The 17,740-nt window shown below is 58.2% G+C and carries 23 protein-coding genes; 3 read left to right on the top strand and 20 right to left on the bottom strand.

What is annotated here, in order from left to right; genetic code table 11:
* Position 1: 1 nt before the first annotated feature.
* The 14 genes from HU765_RS21980 to HU765_RS22045 all read right to left on the bottom strand — a co-directional run bounded on the left by HU765_RS21980 (position 2) and on the right by HU765_RS22045 (position 10,443).
* Complete coding sequence (locus HU765_RS21980; RefSeq protein WP_186622928.1) at positions 2 to 883, bottom strand: baseplate J/gp47 family protein; 882 nt, start codon at positions 881 to 883, stop codon at positions 2 to 4.
* Positions 880 to 1,206, bottom strand: coding sequence for a GPW/gp25 family protein (locus HU765_RS21985; RefSeq protein ID WP_186622930.1), 327 nt, complete (start codon positions 1,204 to 1,206; stop codon positions 880 to 882). Before HU765_RS21985 ends, HU765_RS21980 begins: the two co-directional genes overlap by 4 nt.
* A gap of 5 nt (positions 1,207 to 1,211) precedes the next feature.
* Positions 1,212 to 1,460 (bottom strand): hypothetical protein, encoded by a 249-nt coding sequence (locus tag HU765_RS21990; RefSeq protein WP_186622932.1) that lies wholly within the window; start codon positions 1,458 to 1,460, stop codon positions 1,212 to 1,214.
* A 52-nt stretch (positions 1,461 to 1,512) separates the two neighbouring features.
* The gene (locus HU765_RS21995; protein WP_186622959.1) at positions 1,513 to 2,049 is read right to left on the bottom strand and encodes a phage baseplate assembly protein V; all 537 of its coding nucleotides are present in this window, start codon (positions 2,047 to 2,049) and stop codon (positions 1,513 to 1,515) included.
* Positions 2,050 to 2,078: 29 nt separating this feature from the next.
* Complete coding sequence (locus HU765_RS22000) at positions 2,079 to 2,594, bottom strand: hypothetical protein (protein WP_186622934.1); 516 nt, start codon at positions 2,592 to 2,594, stop codon at positions 2,079 to 2,081.
* Positions 2,587 to 3,252, bottom strand: coding sequence for a hypothetical protein (locus HU765_RS22005; RefSeq protein ID WP_186622936.1), 666 nt, complete (start codon positions 3,250 to 3,252; stop codon positions 2,587 to 2,589). Before HU765_RS22005 ends, HU765_RS22000 begins: the two co-directional genes overlap by 8 nt.
* Entirely contained in the window at positions 3,249 to 3,569 is a 321-nt protein-coding gene (locus tag HU765_RS22010; protein WP_186622938.1) for a hypothetical protein, read from the bottom strand. Before HU765_RS22010 ends, HU765_RS22005 begins: the two co-directional genes overlap by 4 nt.
* A 2-nt stretch (positions 3,570 to 3,571) precedes the next feature.
* Entirely contained in the window at positions 3,572 to 4,567 is a 996-nt protein-coding gene (locus HU765_RS22015; RefSeq protein WP_186622940.1) for a major capsid protein, read from the bottom strand.
* Positions 4,568 to 4,630: 63 nt separating this feature from the next.
* Complete coding sequence (locus tag HU765_RS22020; RefSeq protein WP_186622942.1) at positions 4,631 to 4,975, bottom strand: head decoration protein; 345 nt, start codon at positions 4,973 to 4,975, stop codon at positions 4,631 to 4,633.
* A 2-nt stretch (positions 4,976 to 4,977) separates the two neighbouring features.
* Positions 4,978 to 6,126, bottom strand: a complete 1,149-nt coding sequence (locus HU765_RS22025; RefSeq protein ID WP_186622943.1) for a head maturation protease, ClpP-related — start codon at positions 6,124 to 6,126, stop codon at positions 4,978 to 4,980.
* The gene (locus HU765_RS22030; RefSeq protein WP_186622945.1) at positions 6,123 to 7,604 is read right to left on the bottom strand and encodes a phage portal protein; all 1,482 of its coding nucleotides are present in this window, start codon (positions 7,602 to 7,604) and stop codon (positions 6,123 to 6,125) included. Before HU765_RS22030 ends, HU765_RS22025 begins: the two co-directional genes overlap by 4 nt.
* Positions 7,604 to 7,810 carry a hypothetical protein gene (locus HU765_RS22035; RefSeq protein WP_186622947.1) on the bottom strand — a complete coding sequence of 69 codons (207 nt, stop codon included), beginning with the start codon at positions 7,808 to 7,810 and terminating at the stop codon, positions 7,604 to 7,606. The genes HU765_RS22030 and HU765_RS22035 overlap by 1 nt, the downstream gene beginning before the upstream one ends.
* Before the next feature lies 1 nt (position 7,811).
* Entirely contained in the window at positions 7,812 to 9,836 is a 2,025-nt protein-coding gene (locus tag HU765_RS22040) for a phage terminase large subunit family protein (protein ID WP_186622948.1), read from the bottom strand.
* Positions 9,837 to 9,840: 4 nt separating this feature from the next.
* Entirely contained in the window at positions 9,841 to 10,443 is a 603-nt protein-coding gene (locus tag HU765_RS22045; protein ID WP_186622961.1) for a terminase small subunit, read from the bottom strand.
* Positions 10,444 to 10,661: 218 nt separating this feature from the next.
* On the opposite strand from HU765_RS22045, the gene HU765_RS22050 reads away from it, so the two are divergent.
* Complete coding sequence (locus tag HU765_RS22050) at positions 10,662 to 11,276, top strand: hypothetical protein (RefSeq protein ID WP_186622949.1); 615 nt, start codon at positions 10,662 to 10,664, stop codon at positions 11,274 to 11,276.
* Between the two features lie 132 nt (positions 11,277 to 11,408).
* Here the strand turns inward: HU765_RS22050 and HU765_RS22055 are convergent, their stop codons facing one another.
* Entirely contained in the window at positions 11,409 to 11,747 is a 339-nt protein-coding gene (locus HU765_RS22055) for a phage holin family protein (protein ID WP_186622950.1), read from the bottom strand.
* Positions 11,748 to 11,882: 135 nt separating this feature from the next.
* Between HU765_RS22055 and HU765_RS22060 the strand changes: the two genes are divergently transcribed.
* Positions 11,883 to 12,179, top strand: coding sequence for a hypothetical protein (locus tag HU765_RS22060; protein WP_186622951.1), 297 nt, complete (start codon positions 11,883 to 11,885; stop codon positions 12,177 to 12,179).
* Positions 12,180 to 12,329: 150 nt separating this feature from the next.
* Here the strand turns inward: HU765_RS22060 and HU765_RS22065 are convergent, their stop codons facing one another.
* From HU765_RS22065 to HU765_RS22085, 5 genes are read right to left on the bottom strand one after another with little or no spacing between them, the layout of a single operon-like run.
* Positions 12,330 to 12,806: a hypothetical protein gene (locus tag HU765_RS22065; RefSeq protein ID WP_238344751.1), complete on the bottom strand. Its 477-nt coding sequence runs from the start codon at positions 12,804 to 12,806 to the stop codon at positions 12,330 to 12,332.
* Positions 12,803 to 13,138 carry a hypothetical protein gene (locus HU765_RS22070; protein ID WP_186622952.1) on the bottom strand — a complete coding sequence of 112 codons (336 nt, stop codon included), beginning with the start codon at positions 13,136 to 13,138 and terminating at the stop codon, positions 12,803 to 12,805. Before HU765_RS22070 ends, HU765_RS22065 begins: the two co-directional genes overlap by 4 nt.
* Positions 13,135 to 15,834, bottom strand: coding sequence for a DUF5906 domain-containing protein (locus HU765_RS22075; protein WP_186622953.1), 2,700 nt, complete (start codon positions 15,832 to 15,834; stop codon positions 13,135 to 13,137). The genes HU765_RS22070 and HU765_RS22075 overlap by 4 nt, the downstream gene beginning before the upstream one ends.
* Positions 15,831 to 16,037 carry a TraR/DksA C4-type zinc finger protein gene (locus HU765_RS22080; protein ID WP_186622954.1) on the bottom strand — a complete coding sequence of 69 codons (207 nt, stop codon included), beginning with the start codon at positions 16,035 to 16,037 and terminating at the stop codon, positions 15,831 to 15,833. Before HU765_RS22080 ends, HU765_RS22075 begins: the two co-directional genes overlap by 4 nt.
* Complete coding sequence (locus HU765_RS22085; RefSeq protein ID WP_186622965.1) at positions 16,030 to 16,518, bottom strand: phage regulatory CII family protein; 489 nt, start codon at positions 16,516 to 16,518, stop codon at positions 16,030 to 16,032. The genes HU765_RS22080 and HU765_RS22085 overlap by 8 nt, the downstream gene beginning before the upstream one ends.
* A gap of 418 nt (positions 16,519 to 16,936) precedes the next feature.
* Here HU765_RS22085 and HU765_RS22090 point away from each other — a divergent pair, with 418 nt between their 5' ends.
* Complete coding sequence (locus HU765_RS22090; RefSeq protein ID WP_238344752.1) at positions 16,937 to 17,635, top strand: S24 family peptidase; 699 nt, start codon at positions 16,937 to 16,939, stop codon at positions 17,633 to 17,635.
* Positions 17,636 to 17,740: the final 105 nt, after the last annotated feature.

The raw sequence follows: 17,740 nt of genomic DNA on the forward strand, positions 1-17,740 counted from the left end.
GTCAGCTCGCCAGCCTCACGTTGTAGCGGGTACAGAACGCCGCTTGCGCCTTGGTCGGGGACAGATCCTGCCACCCGACCAACTCAACCCGCGCAACGCCGGCAACATGCAGCTGGGCGTCGACAGCGGAGCGTGCGACTTCTACACCCAGCCGCTTGCGTGGATTGATCCAGGCAGCTAGGCGGCTTTTCGCCTCGGCCAAACTGGCATCCGCTTCCGGGCCGGCGCTGGCCATGTGCAAAATGGCGTCGATCTCGTAACGGATCACCTCTGCGCTCTGCACAGTCACCCGATCACCAACCGGCCGCACGTCATCGTCATTGAGAGCAGCGGCCACAGTGGCCAGCAGTTCCGGAGGCGCTTCACCTTCCCCATCCAACCCCAGCACCGTGACCGTGACGTAACAGGGCTTCGGGCTTTCGGCCGTGGCATCTGCCACTAGCCCTGAGGCATTGCGTGCATGCAGGATGTAGCTGTTACGCGGGCCGGCCGTGGTCAACCCCTCATAGGCCAACTGAATACGCTCGCGAAACGGATCGTCGTCTTCCATGACCTTAGGCACCGGTGGCACTGCCAGCAGATCCTCGGCCTGAATAACCAGGCGCTGCAGATTGACGTTGGCCCCTAAGTGATCGAGGTCGCCGCGAATGGCGTGCGCCAGTAACAGCGCCTTGCCGGCGTCATTGACTCGGGCGCGGTTGCTGACCTTGTTGTAAGCCCCGACCTCAAGCACTTTGACCACTGGATCGCTTTCCAGCGCCGCCGTCCAGTTACCGCCCATGTACCCGCGAAACACGCTCAGCCCGTCCTGATAAACCTCTTCGAAGTCCAAAGGCTCCAGCACAGTCGGCGCCGGCAGCGACGACAGATCTACGGCACTCATGCGGCCACCTCCAACGTGACGCTGTCGCCCAGGTATTTCCCGACGATTTGCAAATTGATTTTCACGCCAATGACGGAAGTGACCCGCACTTGATCCAACTTCAAACGCGGCTCCCAGCGCCCGAGGGCGCGGGCAATCTCAGCCTGTACGGCGCTTTTCCAGCCTTCGTTGATGGGTAGATCGACAAACCGCCGGAGCTTGCTGCCGTATTCCATACGGTGCCGGCGACTGCCCAGCGGCGTGCTCAAGATGTCGGCAATGGATTGCCGAAGATGCTCGATGCCGGATATGGGTAGGCCGGTGTGGCGATCCATTCCGATCATCGATATCACTCCTTGAACGGCTCGTGTTCTTCGCTGGCCTTCAGGAACTTGATTGCTTCGATGTCGGAGGCCGGCACCACGACAGTTGCCTTGTCGACCGGGTAGGAACGGTCAGTGCCAGGGACGATCAACAGTCGCGACGTGTAGAGCTTGTCGCGGAATTTCAAGAATTCAGGCGATGAGAACGCTGAGGATGCAGTCGCCGGTTCCGAGGACGCTTGCACCTCGGTGACAGTCGTATCGATCTTGGCCATGTGTTTCTCCGGGTATGAAAAAGCCCGCACTGGGCGGGCTGTCGTGAATGAATTAATGCGTGTGGTGGTTACTGTTGCCAGTGGCGTCAATGATCGCGCCGGCACTGGTGATGCCCTTGGTGACATGTAGCGCACCGTCGATCATCACCGCCGCTTTCAGATTGATGTTGCCGGTGGTCACGCTCACGGCGCTATCGGTTACGACCGCTTCGGTGCTGGCCACTTTGATGGTGACCGTACCGCTCGGCAGGGTGATGGTGTAGCTCTTAGCCTGCCAATCGTAGATCAGCGAGCCGCCATCATCGAAACGCCAGACCTCAACATGGTCGCGGTTGTCTGGCGGCGGTCCGGCATTGCCATACAAGCCCGGGACAAACGTGCCTTGTGACACGTCACCGCTGGGACTGATCAAACTGCCCTGCTCGCCCAAAGACGGCGCCCGCCAGTGCCTGGCCTTGCCCGCTGCGATGCTGTGCCAGCGCACCCAAGCGCTGACCCACTCACTACCGTCCGACACGCGACATACCGGCGGCGAAGCGGACAGATCCACCGCAACCACGTAGCAAGCCTTCACCGCCCCCGCGATCATGCGGTCATGCTGGGCGCTCGCGTAGCTGCTCACATCGCCTCCGCGGGGACAAAGTCCTCTTTGACGTCGTCCTCGAAGCCAATAAGCAACATCCCCGGCGGTTCGTCCGGCCACGGCCACTCTTCAACGCCGAGATAAACCTGCTGAGTCCACTCCACCAGCCACACCGTGTATCCATCCAGGTGCGGCTGGGTCCAGTCCTGCAGCGATTGCACAAACTCGGCGGGTTCAACTGGCAACCCCCACGTCTGCGCGCGCAGCAGCACCGCCAACTGGGTCGCCAATTGCACGGCCTGTTGATGATGGTGCGGCTTGATCGGGTCAACAATGATTCGAGCCTCGAACTTGCAAACCAGCGAGGTTTCGCCGGTGCCGATATCGGTACCTGGCTCGATCTCGGCCACCTCCAGAAACACCGCTGGCAGCAAGACGCGATCCTTAATGTCTGGCCAGGCTGTGACGGCCTGCACGCCCGGCAAGTTGGTACGCAGATGCTGTTCTACCGCCCGGTAAAGCTGGTCCAGGCTGAACGGTTCTTCAGACATTGCCGATCCTCTTTAGGTATTTCTGCAGCTCAAAGTTGAGTTCCTGCTTGAGGATCTCCAGCAGGCGCTCATCCGCTTTTTTTACCCAGCTTTCAAAGTGCGGTCGGGCTTGCTCCAGCGATACCTTGGCCTTGGCCAGCGGGAAACGACTACCGTTTTCGGCGACCCAACCCGAACTCGGCCCGCGACCGGGTGACACCGTGCTGTCGGGGTAGTCATCCGCGTTGAAATGCTTGCTGGCTGTGCGGATCCAGATGTCTGGTTTATTGCCGTAGACCTTTTTGAGAAAGGCACCTTGGTAACGCCGCCCCGCCACTGACACGCCGGTGCCGCTTTGCCGCGCCCGGCCGATCCGGCTGGACTCGATGGCGTTCAAACCAAACCACAGTTTGCCGCTCGCAGCCGCGCCGGAAACTGGATAGCTGCGCAACCGCTGACGCACCGCCGCAACAGCAATACGCTCCGACCGGCTGACAGCTCGGGCGATGTGCGTGCGCAACCAGCCCAACGTCTTGTTGATCGCGCGCCGATGCGCCGCAGCAGCCGCTTTCGGCACCACCTTGGCAAAATCCTGGAACGCTTGAAAATCTGCGGCCGATGACTGGATAGAGATCATCCCGCCCCCGGCCGAGGGTTTGAAATAGCTGCCGACGCTCATGGCCGTAACCTCAGAATCAGGGCGACCAGTCCGTCGCCGCTCGGTTCGAGCTGTATCAAGTCGTAGTCACCGCCGCCGTCCAAGGCAGGCAAGTCAACGCTGACCAGCATGCCCTGTTCCAGACCTTGCGAATCGCTGACGCGGATCTCGAAGCGAGGCTCGCGCAACCCGGTGTTGAGCTTGCCGAACTTGGGTTGCAGCCAGGGCGCGGCGAACATGCCGAACACCGGCTCTTCGCGACCCTCAATCCGTGCGGTATCGCCCAGCGTTTCGAACACCACCGCGTCGACCTCGGCGATCAGATCGCGAAAGCCCACGGTCAGAGTTCCAGCAGGACCTGCGCACGCGGTCGGGTGCACAGGTGCAGCGGGTTGGACTGGGCTTCACCGGCCATGCCTTTGTTGAAGGGCAGCGGCTCGATCATGCTGTAGTACGGGATGCCTTGGGTGTTGACCGTTTCCATGTAGTCAGCCGGCGCGAACACCGAGATATACAGATCCGGCACGCCTTCCGGAACCAGCAACGCCTTGTCGTCATGGACGAACGATACGCCAGCGACCTTGCCACGGTAGCGTTCCCAGATGATGCCGCCGAACTCGAAGCTTTCACGGGCATCACCGCGAAGGGCTGCTGCCTGCTGACTGTTGAGGTAGGTCTCTTTGACCGACTTGTGAACAATCAGCTTGTTCCAGAAGTTCTTGCCGCAGAAGGCGCGAGAACCGGTGCTGGTCACGCTGCCGAGCGCGTCTTCCTGCATATCCAGCGCTTCACCGCATTTGACCCGCAGTTCGGTGCCCGCATCCGTGAGTCCCATGGACAGTCTCTGACGGTCCACACCGAAACGGTCGTAGAGGTCGAGCAGTACGGTTTTGCCATCGGCGTCGAGGATCTGGCCATTCAGTGCGCCCATACGCTGGAATTCGTGCGTGGCGTCCAACTGACGCCGCGCCTTAGCCAGCCGCGCATTGACCACGTCCTGCACCGCCTGCAACTCAGTGCGAGTACCGAAGGCACGGATGCCTTGGATCTCGTCAGCCTTGATCGTGAAGCGCTCAGGCAGGTGCACAGTGTTGAATGGGATCAGGTTGCGCTTGCTCGCCGCAACTACCAGGCCAGAACCACCACGTTCACCAGCGGGTACCAGTGCCAGGGTGTCGCCGTCCTTTTCAATCTGCACGGTCAGGGTGGTAATGCCCTCCTCGCGGAACAGCCCCAAGGCGCTGATGCGACCGGGCAGGTATGGTTGATCATTGAGTGCAGCGGTCAGCGAGGTAACGGTAAACGCTTCGTCATCAAAAATGGCGATATCGGCCATGGGTACTCTCCAGAAACGAAAAATCCCGCACGCGGCGGGATGCATATAAAAAGAGGGATCGAGTTAGCGGACGATCACCAAGTGAGTGGCGAGTGCTTTCTCGGCGGCCAGATCGAGGCCGGTCAAATGTGCTTCGCTGACCTCGGCCAGCCGCACTACGGCGCGACCGCGACGTACAACGTCGGATTCACCGAGCGGGCCGTAGAGAATGGCGACTGCATTTTCAGTGCCGTCCTCAGCAGTCGGTTCGTACGGTGCGAATTCGCCGGTGGCAGTCACCAGTCCCAGAATTTGGCCCGGCCACAATGCTGGACCCGCCGCGACATTGATCGCTTCGCGCGAGATCGTGCCGGCGCCCTCGGACAGCAGGAATTCACCTGCGTGCATCGGTTCCTGTTTGATGGTCATGCTCATGCTCCTTTCGCGCCGCGCGCGGTTCCAGTTTGAGCCGCTTGCCGAGCAGCCCAAATCGAGTTGGGGTCAGGTTGTTTGGCCAGCACCTTGGGTGCCGGGTCGTCCGCCAGCGGCAGACTGTTGTCGATTTCAAAGCCTTTGCCGCTGGTGACAATCTTGTCGAACAGACGCGCCCGGACCGCCGCCGCATCCAGACCGGCCGCGACATACTCGCCGCTGAATTCCGGCAGACGCGCGGCGACGCAGAGGTCGTTCACCGCCTTGGCGCGAGCCAGGCCGGCGAGAACGATTTCCTCGCTTTCGAGCTGGGTAGAATTGAGCAGCGGCTCGACCAGATTGCTGATGCCCGCCGCCGTGCAACGCTGAGTAATCATCAGTGCCAACTTTGCCGAGTCGACTACAGGCGGCACCAGGGGAGGATCGACAGGTTCAAGTTCGGGATCCGGTTCAGGTTGCTCGTCGAGCTGGGCCACCAACTCAACCGGAGCGTGCTGGAACCGTTGCAACACCGCGCCTTGACCGAGGCATGCTTTGACCTTGATGCCGTCGCCGACTTCGTCTGCAAGACCAAGAGCCACCGCTTCGTTAGCAGTCAGCCAGGTTTCGGCATCAACCATCCGCCGCAGCTCGGCATCATCGATGTCAGGCGCCTTAGCCTTATAGGCCGCGATGATGGCCTCCAAAGTTTGATCCAATACATCAGCGACCCGGCGGAAGTCCTCAGCGCCACCGCCTGCATAGGTGTATGGGTTGTGGATCATCAACATGGCGTTCGCCGCGATTACTACGCGGTGTGCACCGCATACGGCCACACTGGCCGCACTCGCGGCCAGTGCATCGATTCGCCCGGTGCAGCGCTCGCCCAGACGCGACAGCGCATTGTGCATGGCCAGTCCGTCGAACAGGTCGCCGCCGATACTGTTGAACGCGGCGATCACCGGAGACACACCATCATCCATGGCGCGCAGATCCTGCACGAACTGGTTGGCAGTGATGCCCCACGCGCCGATCTCGCCATAGACGAAAACCTCAATCACTCGCTCAGTGGCCTCGCCGCTGGCCTGCAGGGCGTACCAGGTCTTGTCCTGAACTTCGACGCGTTTGCCTGCGCGGTTGTAAATGCGCGGTCGCGCTTTTTTGCTCATGGTTGCTCCTTGTCGTCGGTGTCTTCGACGGCATCAAGGGTGTTGTAGTTGAGGCCCAGTTTTGAGGCCCGTGCCAGATCGGCGGCGTTTTCCAAATCGACCGTTTCGGCGTCGTAGCCGGTGCGCAGCACCATCTCACTGCGCGAGGCAAAGCCGGCTTGCACTTCCATACGGCGTGCCTGCACGTCCTGCACTGGCTGGATGTAGGCCCAGCCTTGCGGGACCCAGCGAGTGCGCAGGTACTGGCGGCGTTTCTGTGCGTAATCGTCCAGCACCAGAACGCCAGACAGCACCGCCATGTCCATCCACGCAGCCCGTACAGGACGGCAAAGTTGATGGACGTACACGCTGAATTGCAGTTGTTCCAGACGGCGCCGAAACTCGTTGAGCACCACCCGAAGCGCTCGGTCGTTGATGCCGCGCATATCGCCGGTGAGGATTTCGTAAGGCGTCCCCGACCCCGCTGCAGCGGCCATCAGTTGCTGCCGCATGAAGTCCGGGTAGTTGTTGCCGGCGTCCGGTGGTTTGGAGAACTCAACCTCTTCGCCCGCCCCAAGTTCCTGCATGGTGCCGGGTTCGAGCGCGACCATCGGGGTGAAGCCATCGCGGTCCAGATCGAGCGGCTGACCGGTCACCGGATCTCTGGGAAGTGGTCCCGAGTCCGGCGCCGGACGCTTGATGAAACCGGCGAACAGGTTGGCCACTTCCTGACGAAACAGCACCGCGTCGTCGTAGTTGTCCAGACTGCGCAGGCGTTTAAGCACCGGCGACAGACGCGGCACACCCCGCAACTGGCCAGGCTCCACCGGTTCGAAGATGTGCAGCACCTGAGTCGCCGGCACGCGAACCAGCTGGTTGTACCCGGCGTTCAGCGAGGCCGCATCACGCGGATGCGACAAATACATCCAGTACGCCACACGCTTGCCGCCTGGGGTGAACTCGATACCGGCGCGGATCACGTTGCCGTTTTTGGTGGATTCGAATTTGTCGTGCGGCACAAATTCCGGTGCGAGGATCTGCAACTGCAGCGGAACGGCCAAGCCTTCATCAAGCCCGCGCGGCCGCAACCGCACGAAGCACTCGCCCGATGTTTCCACCGTGCGCGCCACCAGCGCCTGCTGGCCGTAGAAGTCGGTGCGATCATCCGCGTCCGACTCATCGACCCAATCCCCCCACAGCTCCTGCAGCAGCTTGCGCAAGGCATCGTCATCAGTCGTTGGCCGAGGTGTGATGCCCGTGCCGATCAGGTTGCTGACGCGCTTGTCGATGACGTTGAAGGCATACGGGTCATTGCGAACCGCCGCCCGGGAGCGCGACCGCAGGTTGCGCAGTGCCGGGGTGTTGATGCTGTTGATCCCGTTGTCGGGAGCGTCCCAGCCGGTGGAGCGGCGCCCTTCCCCAGCGCCCTCGTAGCTAGCCTTGATGTTGGACGGCAGGACAAATCCGTTACGGGTCAACGTTGGAAAATGTCGGGCCATCAGAGCCCCTTCCCTGCGTGGTACAACCGGACCACACGTGACCGCGGTCCGGCGGCGCTGGCGAGTGACGAGCGTATTTCTTCACGCGCCTTGAGCAGTTCATCCACCGTACGGTATTCCACGGTACGGTCGGTGTAGCGCACAGTTTTCTCACCGCGAGCAATGGCCGCCTCAACCGCGTCGAGGTGCTTTTTTGTAAAGGACATATCAGCGTCTCTTCAGATAGCCGCTGGCAGAGCTGCGGCGTTGAGGGGGTGCTGCCGGTCGCGCTTGCGTAACCGGTGCAGCGGGTGTTGGTGCGGGCTGGGCTTGACGTACAGCAGCAGGCGCCGGTGTTTGCTCAACATCAAGTCGCTCGCCCTGAACAGGCTTGATGTTCAAGGCGTCATCGAACAAACCGGACTGGGCCAGGGCTTGTCGCACCCGGTCCCAATCGTGTTCCTGGTAGCGGTTGATGCCGAGGTAATGCGCCATGGCGAGGCAGTACACCATCAAATCGAGCGCTTCGTTGCGCTCTGCCTTGCCCTTCACCCATTCGATGCGCTTGTGGCCGCGCACGTAGCGCACAACTTTGCGTTCGGCGACGCACTGGGCGAAGAATTCGTCCGGTAGGTCGTTGGCAAAGTGCAGCGATCCAGGACCGTCCGGGAATGGATAACGGTTGTAGATCCAGTCTTTGGCGGTGTCGGTGCCGACGAACCACAGCTCGGCGCCGTTGCGTTCGGTCTGGCCTTTCCAGGTTACGTCAACCATGGATGGGCGCTGTGCAATCACCGGCCTGCCCGGCTTACTTGCGCCCTTGATGGCGAAGATGTTGCGCCAGCGGCGAACGCGGCAGAACTGGTAGACCTCATCGGTGTGGTGGCCGCCGGAGTCGACACCCACGGCGAGAATCGCCAGACCCACACCGCAGGGATGCCTGTAACGAGCCTTGAGTTTCTCGTCCAGCACCGCCCAGGTGCGTTCGTCTGCCGGGTCGCCCCAGATGATTTGGTGGTCAACAACCCAGCGCTCCATCCCGACGCCGAAGCCCATCACCATCAACTCCAGACGGTTGGCTTGGACGTCGACGGCGCCGGTCAGCATCAGCACACCGACCGGCATCGCACCGAGGGTGTAGTTTTCCAGCCGCGCCCGAGCAATCAGCACTTCCGCCTTGGTCTGTTCGAGTGCGCTGTCCCAGACCTTCGCGAGACGGGTGTTGTAGAACACCTGCATTAGGCTCGTATCACCTTGAGCCTGTGCTTTCTTGGCGTCCTCAAATTCGATGGCAAGTGAAGCCCAGTCCATCCAGCCGGTTGGCGAATAAAGTGCATTGAGATGAAAGCCAACGGTCTTTCCGTCACCAGCCGCATGGGCGCGCCACTCGCCTCGGGCAAGCATGTCGCTCTTGTGGTGTTCCTCAATCAGCACGTCGCATTCAGGGGCAGCGCACTCGTAATGAACAGTGCTGAAGTCCTTGCTGTAATGCAGCCGCTCCCACTCCAGCACTTGCATGTGACCGCAGGTAGGGCATGGCACGTAGTAATAGCGCTGGTCGCTGGACTCGAACAGGTCAGCGATCCGCGAGGCGCCTTTGATCGTCGGCGAGCTGGAAAAGTAGATCTTGGCGTTGCGACCGAAGTTGGTCGCCCGCGTCTCTGCCAGCTTGATGGGGTCACCCTCTTGGCCGACGTCATTCTCCCAGCGGTCGACTTCGTCGCCGTAGATATAACGCGCCGACAGCTCCGAAAGGTTGGCCGCAGAACCGGCGGTGGTGACATACAACGAGCCACCCTCGAATTCCTTGGTGTCCATCGTGTTGCGTGCGTCCCGCGAGCGGGTGGCCGCGACCCGCTCGCGCAGGACGGGAGTGGCCTTGATGGTCTTGCTGATCCGCCCCGAAACCCGCTTGGAAAGACCAAGGCTGGGGAGCAGCGCTAGGATGTTTGACGGCGCCATATGGATCAGGCCACCCATCCAGTTCAGGGCGATCTGCGTTTTCATCAACTGCGAGGCCACCATGGTGATCACGCGTCTGCAAGGGTGAGCCGGCGACAGGCAACGCATTGGCTCGCGGGCATAAGGTGTCCGTGAGGTGCGGTACTGGCCAGGCTCAGGGGCGCCAGTGTCTCGCGGGATCCGCATGTACTCGTCGGCCCATTCATCAATCCAAAGATCTGGATCCGGGCGCAGTCCACGGAAATAGTTCTCACGGTACACCTTTGCACCGTCAGAAAATTCCGTGTGCATGGGTTCAGTCCGGTGTCAGGGCATGTTCAAGATCTGCTGAAGAGAGGCGCTCAGCCTCTTCCAGCGTTTTGCGAAACGTGGCCGCAAGATGTTTTTCGATCAACCAAGGGTCGGTCATGGTGGCCAGGTCATGGGACAGCTGAGGCAGCGGCCCGAACAATTGATCTCGCAGCAGTCGACCCGCGTCGTAGGCTCCAGTTTCGACCGCTTTCTTGGACACCAAAGAACCCTGAGCCTTCAGCCGCTCGATCTCGGCAAGCATGGCCATGTTGTGTTCGCGCAGAGCGCGGGCCTTTTGAAAGTCAGGAAGCTTGCCGTCGCCGGTAAGCACCTGCGGCGGCGCAGCCGTGGAAGTCGGCTCGACCGACGTGGAGAGTTGGCTGTAAACGTCACGCTGAATCCGGTCCTGCTGGTGTCGTTCGGCGACGGCGACCTTGCTCGGGTCTGCGGTGTCGCGAATCAGCGCTTCGGTGGCATGCACATCAACCTGTTTACCGTTGGGCGAAAGCACCAGACGGTTGTTGTCTTTCAGCCAGGTGATGTAACTCGGCGACCTGCCGAGCCGGGCCGCGAAGGCGCTCTTCGACAGGTAGGTTGGTTCTGTCATGAGCCCTCCTTTTTCAACGTATTTCAATGAATCCTTTCAAGATTTCAATGATTGAAATTTCAGTAAGCTGGGGGCGCTCCCGCTAACGCTTTCCCGCGGGTTTCCGACCCCGTACCTGACGTAACTTGCCAGGGTCCCCACGAACGCGGTGCTGCAACCAATACTTTCCTATCAGGTTTCATAGTATATTCCGGCCTTTTTCACAGAATTGAGAAGCGATGCAGATCAACATTACGTGGCAACGAACTGGGGCGGCACTCCTCGTTCTGATTCCCTTGGGAGTTTGGCTAGACCAGCACAACCAAAGCTCGACTCAAAACCATATCAACGACCTTAACAACCAGATAAAGGCGTATGAGAAGTCCAGCACATGGAAACTCCCAGAAACGTTGAAGCAGCTGAATTCCGTGAGCGAGAAGCTAGATAAGCAACTCCAGACTCAAGGCGACCTTGTCAAGCTCGGAAATGAAAACGAAGAGCTTGAGAAAAACAACGATCAGCTAACTGAGAAGCTCAATACAGCGAAAGCCGAAAACGATGACCTTCGCGCGAAGTCAAAGCTGCTCACCGAACAGCTGAAGCAAGTCTCGATTACTCCGCAGGAGCTTGTGCTGACCGCTGGGTCAAGCGCTGAACTCGTGAAGAATCACATCACATTCGGCGTTGAGGACATCTATCCAACATGGGTGGTTGGGAATATCAACAACGAGACTGTCAGGCTGAATATTGGTAACTACAAGTCCGTAAATATCTTGGACGATACCTGCACACTGAGACTCACGAAGATCTCCAGACCATCCGCTCAATTCAGTTACACCTGCCAACAAAACTAGGTCGTCCTCGAAAATAAGTCAGACAGCCCTGGTACATCCTAGCCCGCGCTTGATCGTGAGTTCCGTAACCCGTGTAGGGGGCGACCCTCGGGGAGGACCCGGAAAAATCGCCTCCCCCGGTCGGCCCCGCACCTAGGTTCGGTCGGTCGATGCCGACTCGGAAAGGCCAAGCCGCTTGGCGGCCCAGCGTTCGTACAATCCGATGGCCACATCCGCGCCGGCCATTGCCGTGAGGCAACCCAAGGCGCCCGCCGTCCAGATCGTCATGCCCGCGGCGATCATCAACATCATCGCCGACACACCGCAGACAATGCAGGCCCCGGACCGAAGCGCGAGACGGCGCAACAACGCCCAACCCCGCGCCCCATCCTTGTCGGCTCGCCACATCTCCCCCGATACGCCTCCGACCAAGGCCAGCACGATCACCAGCCAAATAGGCATCTCTGCCAACGCATGCTGCTCGCTTGTCATTACTCCTCCTAAACCAATTTTTGCATTCGATAGTTAGTTTGAACTGGGGTGAATTTATGGCCTGTATTTTGATTTGTTGGCGCTCGTGAGTGGCCTTAAGCTGAGCACTCAACTCAACTCCAGCACGGTGTCGCAATGACTAAAATCGAAGCAGCTCAACTATTCCTCCCACTTGTAATTGGTTACTTCACGATCAGTGGAGAGCGGCTCGTGGACTTCAAAGTCTGTGTCATCTGGACCGGACTACTGGTGCTGATTACGAGCCACATTCACAGCATCTATTTGCTTTTCACAAATAGTCAGATGGAGTTCTGGGTGCGGTATGCCGCATTGAACCTAGCCGCCATTGGTTTACTCGTACTGTTCCTCGTGGCGTTGGTGCTCAAAAAATATCTGCGTGAAGAATTGTTGAGCAAAATGAGTCGGGCATAAAAAACCCCACCGAAGCGGGGTTGGGTGACCGGCACAGGGAAGGCCGAGTGAAGCTGCACAGCACGTGCGAGGTCAGCGCCGAGGCGCAAATTCCATATCGTGGTGACTTTTTACCCGCCTCCGGAAAAACCGAAAAGAGGCTATTTTCGGTCATCCGCCTCGACGCGACTTTGACGCAACCTTGACGCAACTCTGAGGTAAATTACGCCGACGAACGGTATAGCCATGAGCAACGCCCATACGCGCCATCAAGATCACCATCACCTTCTGGTGCAGTGCCTGCACCCAGTTTCGGTAAGTCCGGTCAGCGCCTTCGGCCAAACCAACTTCACGCATCTGCTCACGCACTGATACCCCGTAGTGGTATCGAAACCGAGCTAACTTCGCCAAGGCTGGCCCACGCCCTGCACCACTCTCCATCTCAGCAATAGCCGCGTCGACCTCCGCGGCCGCGTAGTCCATGCCTGTACCGCCCCCGAGAAGCGGGCGGGGGCCAGGTGTTCCGCGTGGTGCACTCCCCTTCCAATCCATGATGACGCCCATTTGACTGCCCAAGCTGGCCTCATGGCCGAACCGGGCTTGCTGCTCCCCCCAGTGCCGCATCAGGCTTTCAATGTCATCGATCATTGCTCCTCCCCCCGAAAAACCGAACCCAACACAGAAAAACCGCAACCTGACACAAACCCAACACAGATAAATCCCTTTAAATTCAATGCTTCAATCAAACTTGAGTTGAGTGTGTTGGGTTTGTTGGGTTTATCAGTCTTCGCATAAGAAAAAATTCCTTCCGTTGAATTCGTTGCAAAGAACGTCTTGCATGCGCGTGCGCGACACAAAACCCAACACACCCCACACAACACCCGCGAAGGCATGTAATTAGGGCACTCAAATTGTGTGGGGTATTCAAAATCAACTCGACACACACTCAACACACCCAACACACTTTTGAAAATAGTCATGCTGCAAGCGCCTTGATGTGATCCCAGCTGTCCACGTGCCAGCCCGCCAGCTTGGCCTTCGCCCGCCAGTTCTCCACCTGCTTGCCCAGCTCTGCCGCTTTGAGTGATGGGGGCGGGGAAGCATCCAGATCCACGGGAAAGAAAAACGCGCCGAAGCGACGGTTATTGCCGTCAGTCCAGGGTATCGCCCGCGTTTTATCCACCTCGGAACTGATGAATAGAGAGAACTTGGTCTGACTCATCACGTGCTCTTTGTTGCGCTGGCACCATTCGAGAAACAACGAATAGAGGTCGGTCGAAAGACACGGCGCCCAAAGCCCATGCCCCAGCTCGCTGTACTTCCACAGATGCAAGAATGTTTGCCAGCCGGCCCGGCTCAAGGCCACCAAACGCTCACGCGCCTCGGTCGATGGCGGCCGCGTGCGCTGGTTGAAGTCCCCGAGATCGACCGACAATAACCAACCATAGAGCGCCGCCACCCCACCCTGCTCCAGTTCACGACCAATCGCCTTTTGCCTTGCGACTGGCAGGGTCTCCATAGGCCACATGACCAGCATTCGTCGATCACTGTCGCTGATTGGCCACGGAAGAATCTCGTTACTGAGAAACACCGCGTTCATGTGGTTGGCTTCTTCCCAGCCATTAATGAATTTCGACTCCATTCGCACAGTTTTACCAGTGATCAGGTGCTTGATCTTGCCCACCTGGTTGTAACGTTGATCGCGACTGACGACTTCTTCAAAGACCGACCACAATTTTCGGCTTTGCCAAGCGTTGAAACTGCTTTCTAACTGCGTTTGACCAACAGTCGCCGCATATTGGCCGTAAAGCATGCCGAGCGCGTCAGCGAACAAAAGGCTCTTGCCCGAACCTTCCATAATCGAATGCATCAACACAGCGGTATCCATCTTGGCGCCCAAGTGCTGAAGCGGATACGCCAGCCAGCGAGTTAACCAATCGGTTGCCGCCTCATCATGGTTACAAAGAAATGAGATCAGCCAACGCAGGTTGGCACACGCTGCATCATCCCTGACTGGCTCAAGCGGCAACCCGTCAAAGGTATTGATGTACACCGCAGGATCCTTCGTCATGGTCGGATCAAACACGATGTGCTCAACATCGACGGTGCGGCGCTCGCTGCTGTTCAACCACAACGGATAAGTGTCTCCCAGAGCCATCTTCACCGCGCCCTCGGCTATGCGCCGCTTCTTTTCGCGATCCCAAACGTCTTTGGTGCCATCGATGTAAACGTAGCGATCAGTTGGAGACATCCCGAATGCGCCGCCTTTCTTCCCGGCCATGCGGCGCGCCTGCTCGATGTCGCGAACATGGTCGTCAGAAATCAGCCTCTTTCCGGTGTCGTCCAACCAGGCTTTAGCTAGAGTCTTGCCCACGCGAGCTTCGAAGGCGGACTTCTTCATTACCTTCGATTGGTCGCAGTCCCACACGTGCGTGGTGCCCTCGACCAACGCAAAACGACGCAGAATGTGATCCAACGTTATGACCTCCCCCGCCCCCCCGTCAGGAGCAGGAGCGGCCTCGCTGGACGGGCATGTTTCGTCGGAGATCGGCCCGCTCAATTCACCGGAAGGGGTGGGGGGAAGATCATTCGGATCTGGACGAGCGGCGTATTGCATGCCCAACATTCGCGCAGCATCCTTCACAGCCTTCGACTGGTCGCCACCGTGCTCGAGTAAGCAGAACACTTCAAAGGCGTCGTTCTGATGCCCGTTCGCGAGAGGGTCAGCACCGTGGTGCGAATAAACCTTGTCCTCACTGATCGTCACCCCTGGCAGACCGGTGCCGCTTTGAGGGTACAGCCACTTATTGCCTCGCTTGATGTATCCATGGGCACGAAGAAGCTCCGCAACATCGTGACAACGGTTGAATTCATCAATTACCGAGGGCTGTTTGCCGCCACCAAGTGCAGGACGCTTTTGGGTTTTAACCGGTGGCTTTGGTGGCACAATCGCCCATGGACACGCAGCTTCAGCATCTCGCTTAAAAAACTCCCAATTCTGCCAAATGGTAAGCAGCTCGTTGGTCAGCATCGGCAGCCCGTCAGTAGCACTTGGAGCGGTTTTCCAGATGTAAGGTTTGCCGGTACCGGGATGAATTGATGGTGGAAATACGTCTTGCACCAATCCCGCACGTAGTTCAAAGACCGTGAAGCGTTTGAACGGCTCGGCTTCGGTTCGTGCAGCAGCTTCTGCGGCAAGATCACCCTGCTCTTTCGCAACCTTAGCCTTGTCCATCAACCGTTTGAAAATAGAACCGTCCGGGTCTTTTTCATTCGGCCATGAAAGTGAATGACGCGTGAGTTCGATGCCTTCCGGCACCTTGAACACCACCCGGAATCGCAGCGGATTCCCGACGATAGTCGGGAACACTACTGCCATCGCATCAAGGTCAAGGCCCAACAGTTCATACAGAACATGCCGCGTCCATTGAACGTCATCAACATCCAGTGAACAAACGCGGCTCGGCCCCAGCACGACACCAAGGTTGTGATTTGGGTTTCGTTGCCAGAACGCCTCGGCCGTGTTGGCGTCGGTGATATAGCCACCGGGCTTATTCCACCCTAGGCCTTTCGGAGCCTTTTCACCTGGATCAATCGATACGAGTGCCAAGTCAAAAGTACTGATGTAACGCTTTGCCCATATAGCGATGGCTGTTCCTTTGCCCGATTCACTCATCGCCGGGCCTCCCGCAACTCCTGACAAGAGATGCAGGTCTCGCAACCTTCAACCTTCTGCTGTCGAAGCAACGGGATTGGTTCGTCGCAGTCGTCACAGAACTGCGCGCTAGGGCGGCTCGATGGCACGCGGCGACTGCGATGAATAGCAACATCAAGCAGGTATTGCGCCTGCTCGTTTGCGCGGTCGATATCATCAGCCATTGATGCGATCCTCCATCGCCTGACGAGCGCCCGCCATGATTCCAAGGACTTCGCGTATCACATCCATTCCGTGCTTTTCGAGATCCACGACTTCATGAAGCTCCCAGACGTTGTCCGCCGCGCCGTCGTGCATCTTGGCCACGAATTCACCGGTTTCTCCGAGTAGCTTACCAACCGCTTTCAAGGCATCACGGGTTGCCGGTACGGGCACGGGCCGGTACCAAACCGCACTTGCTGGACGCATCAATGCGTCCAGCAAGCGTGGATCAGCGGTCAGCCTGATCACTTCCTCAAGCTCATCTGGATTCAGCCAGCGGCGTTCTTCATCGAGCTTGAGTTTCTTCTGGAGGGTGTCGTTGTCCAACACCATTTCAAAGGCAAGGGCGGTGATTCCGCCCTTGTAGTCACGACCAGCGCGATAAATCGCTTGGCGTAGTGGCAGGACCGGACCAGCGTCCGGCAAAAGATCTGTGCGACTCATAACCGTAAATCCCCTGTTTACGGTGTAGCCATAGCCCAGGGTAAACCCTATCCTACGACCACGACCGATGTGCATGTGCTGTGTATCGTCGTAGCTGGGCTGGGGGATTCTTTGGTGAGAGGCCCCAGCTCAGCACCTTTTAAGCAGCCGACTTAAGATCGGCCGCTTCTTTCTCTTGGGTGTATAGGCATTCGATTGCCTTACCCGTTACGTATCGAACATCTGCACCTTTCGCGGCGCGATTGATAGTCGGCTGTGTTGTTCCTACGCGATCTGCAATAACTCTCTGGGACAAACCAGACCGCAGCAGCTCCGCAAGCATTTCTTGGATAGTCATATCGTTCACCGATGCGCTTTCGCATTGACCACAACAATACACAAACGTATTGAATGATTCAATACACTTGCCGATACGTTTTTGAATCAAGGCATAGAAAAAGTGATCGGAGACCGCATCGCCCAACGCATGCAGGAATTGGGGCTGTCAGAAGGCGAACTCGGCCGACGCTCCGGTGTTCCGCAACCGACAATTCATAGAATTGTGACGAACGCGGTAGCCAGTCCACGCCATGAAAATATCGAAAAGATCAGCAGAGCCTTGAAGGTCAGTAGCAACTGGCTTTGGAAGGGAGGCGAACACAAAGACCCGATTATTGATCAGGGCGCTCCATCTGCGAATGAAACTAACGTCGAACCTGGGCCAGCAATTAAAGGCTACGTCCCTCTAATTTCATGGGTTCAAGCCGGCGCATGGTGTGAGATTGAGGACGTTAGAACCCTTGATGATGCAGAGTTATGGCTGCCATGCGCCGCTTCCCACAGCAGCCAAAGCTATGCCCTTCGAGTACGCGGACTTTCCATGTTCAATCAACATGAACGGAGGTCCTTCCGAGACGGAGACATCATTTTTGTTGATCCCGCGAAAGATGCGGAAAATGGTTCTCTCGTGATTGCAAAACTCTTGGATAGCCAAGAAGCAACATTCAAGCAGTTAGTCATGGAGGGCAGCCGCCGGTTTCTAAAACCGTTGAATCCAGCATGGCCGGAGCCAATCATTGAGTTAGGGTCCGACGCCATAATTTGCGGCGTAGTATTCTCGAAGCTCGAAATTTTCTAATACATTCCACAAAAAAAGCCCCGCAGCGATCAGACTGTGTGAAAACCTAGCATTCTGCTGGCCGGTTAAAGAAAATGCCCGTATCGCAAGATACGGGCATTTTTC

This window comes from Pseudomonas sp. SWRI81 (assembly GCF_014268545.1).
Taxonomy (GTDB): domain Bacteria; phylum Pseudomonadota; class Gammaproteobacteria; order Pseudomonadales; family Pseudomonadaceae; genus Aquipseudomonas; species Aquipseudomonas hamedanensis.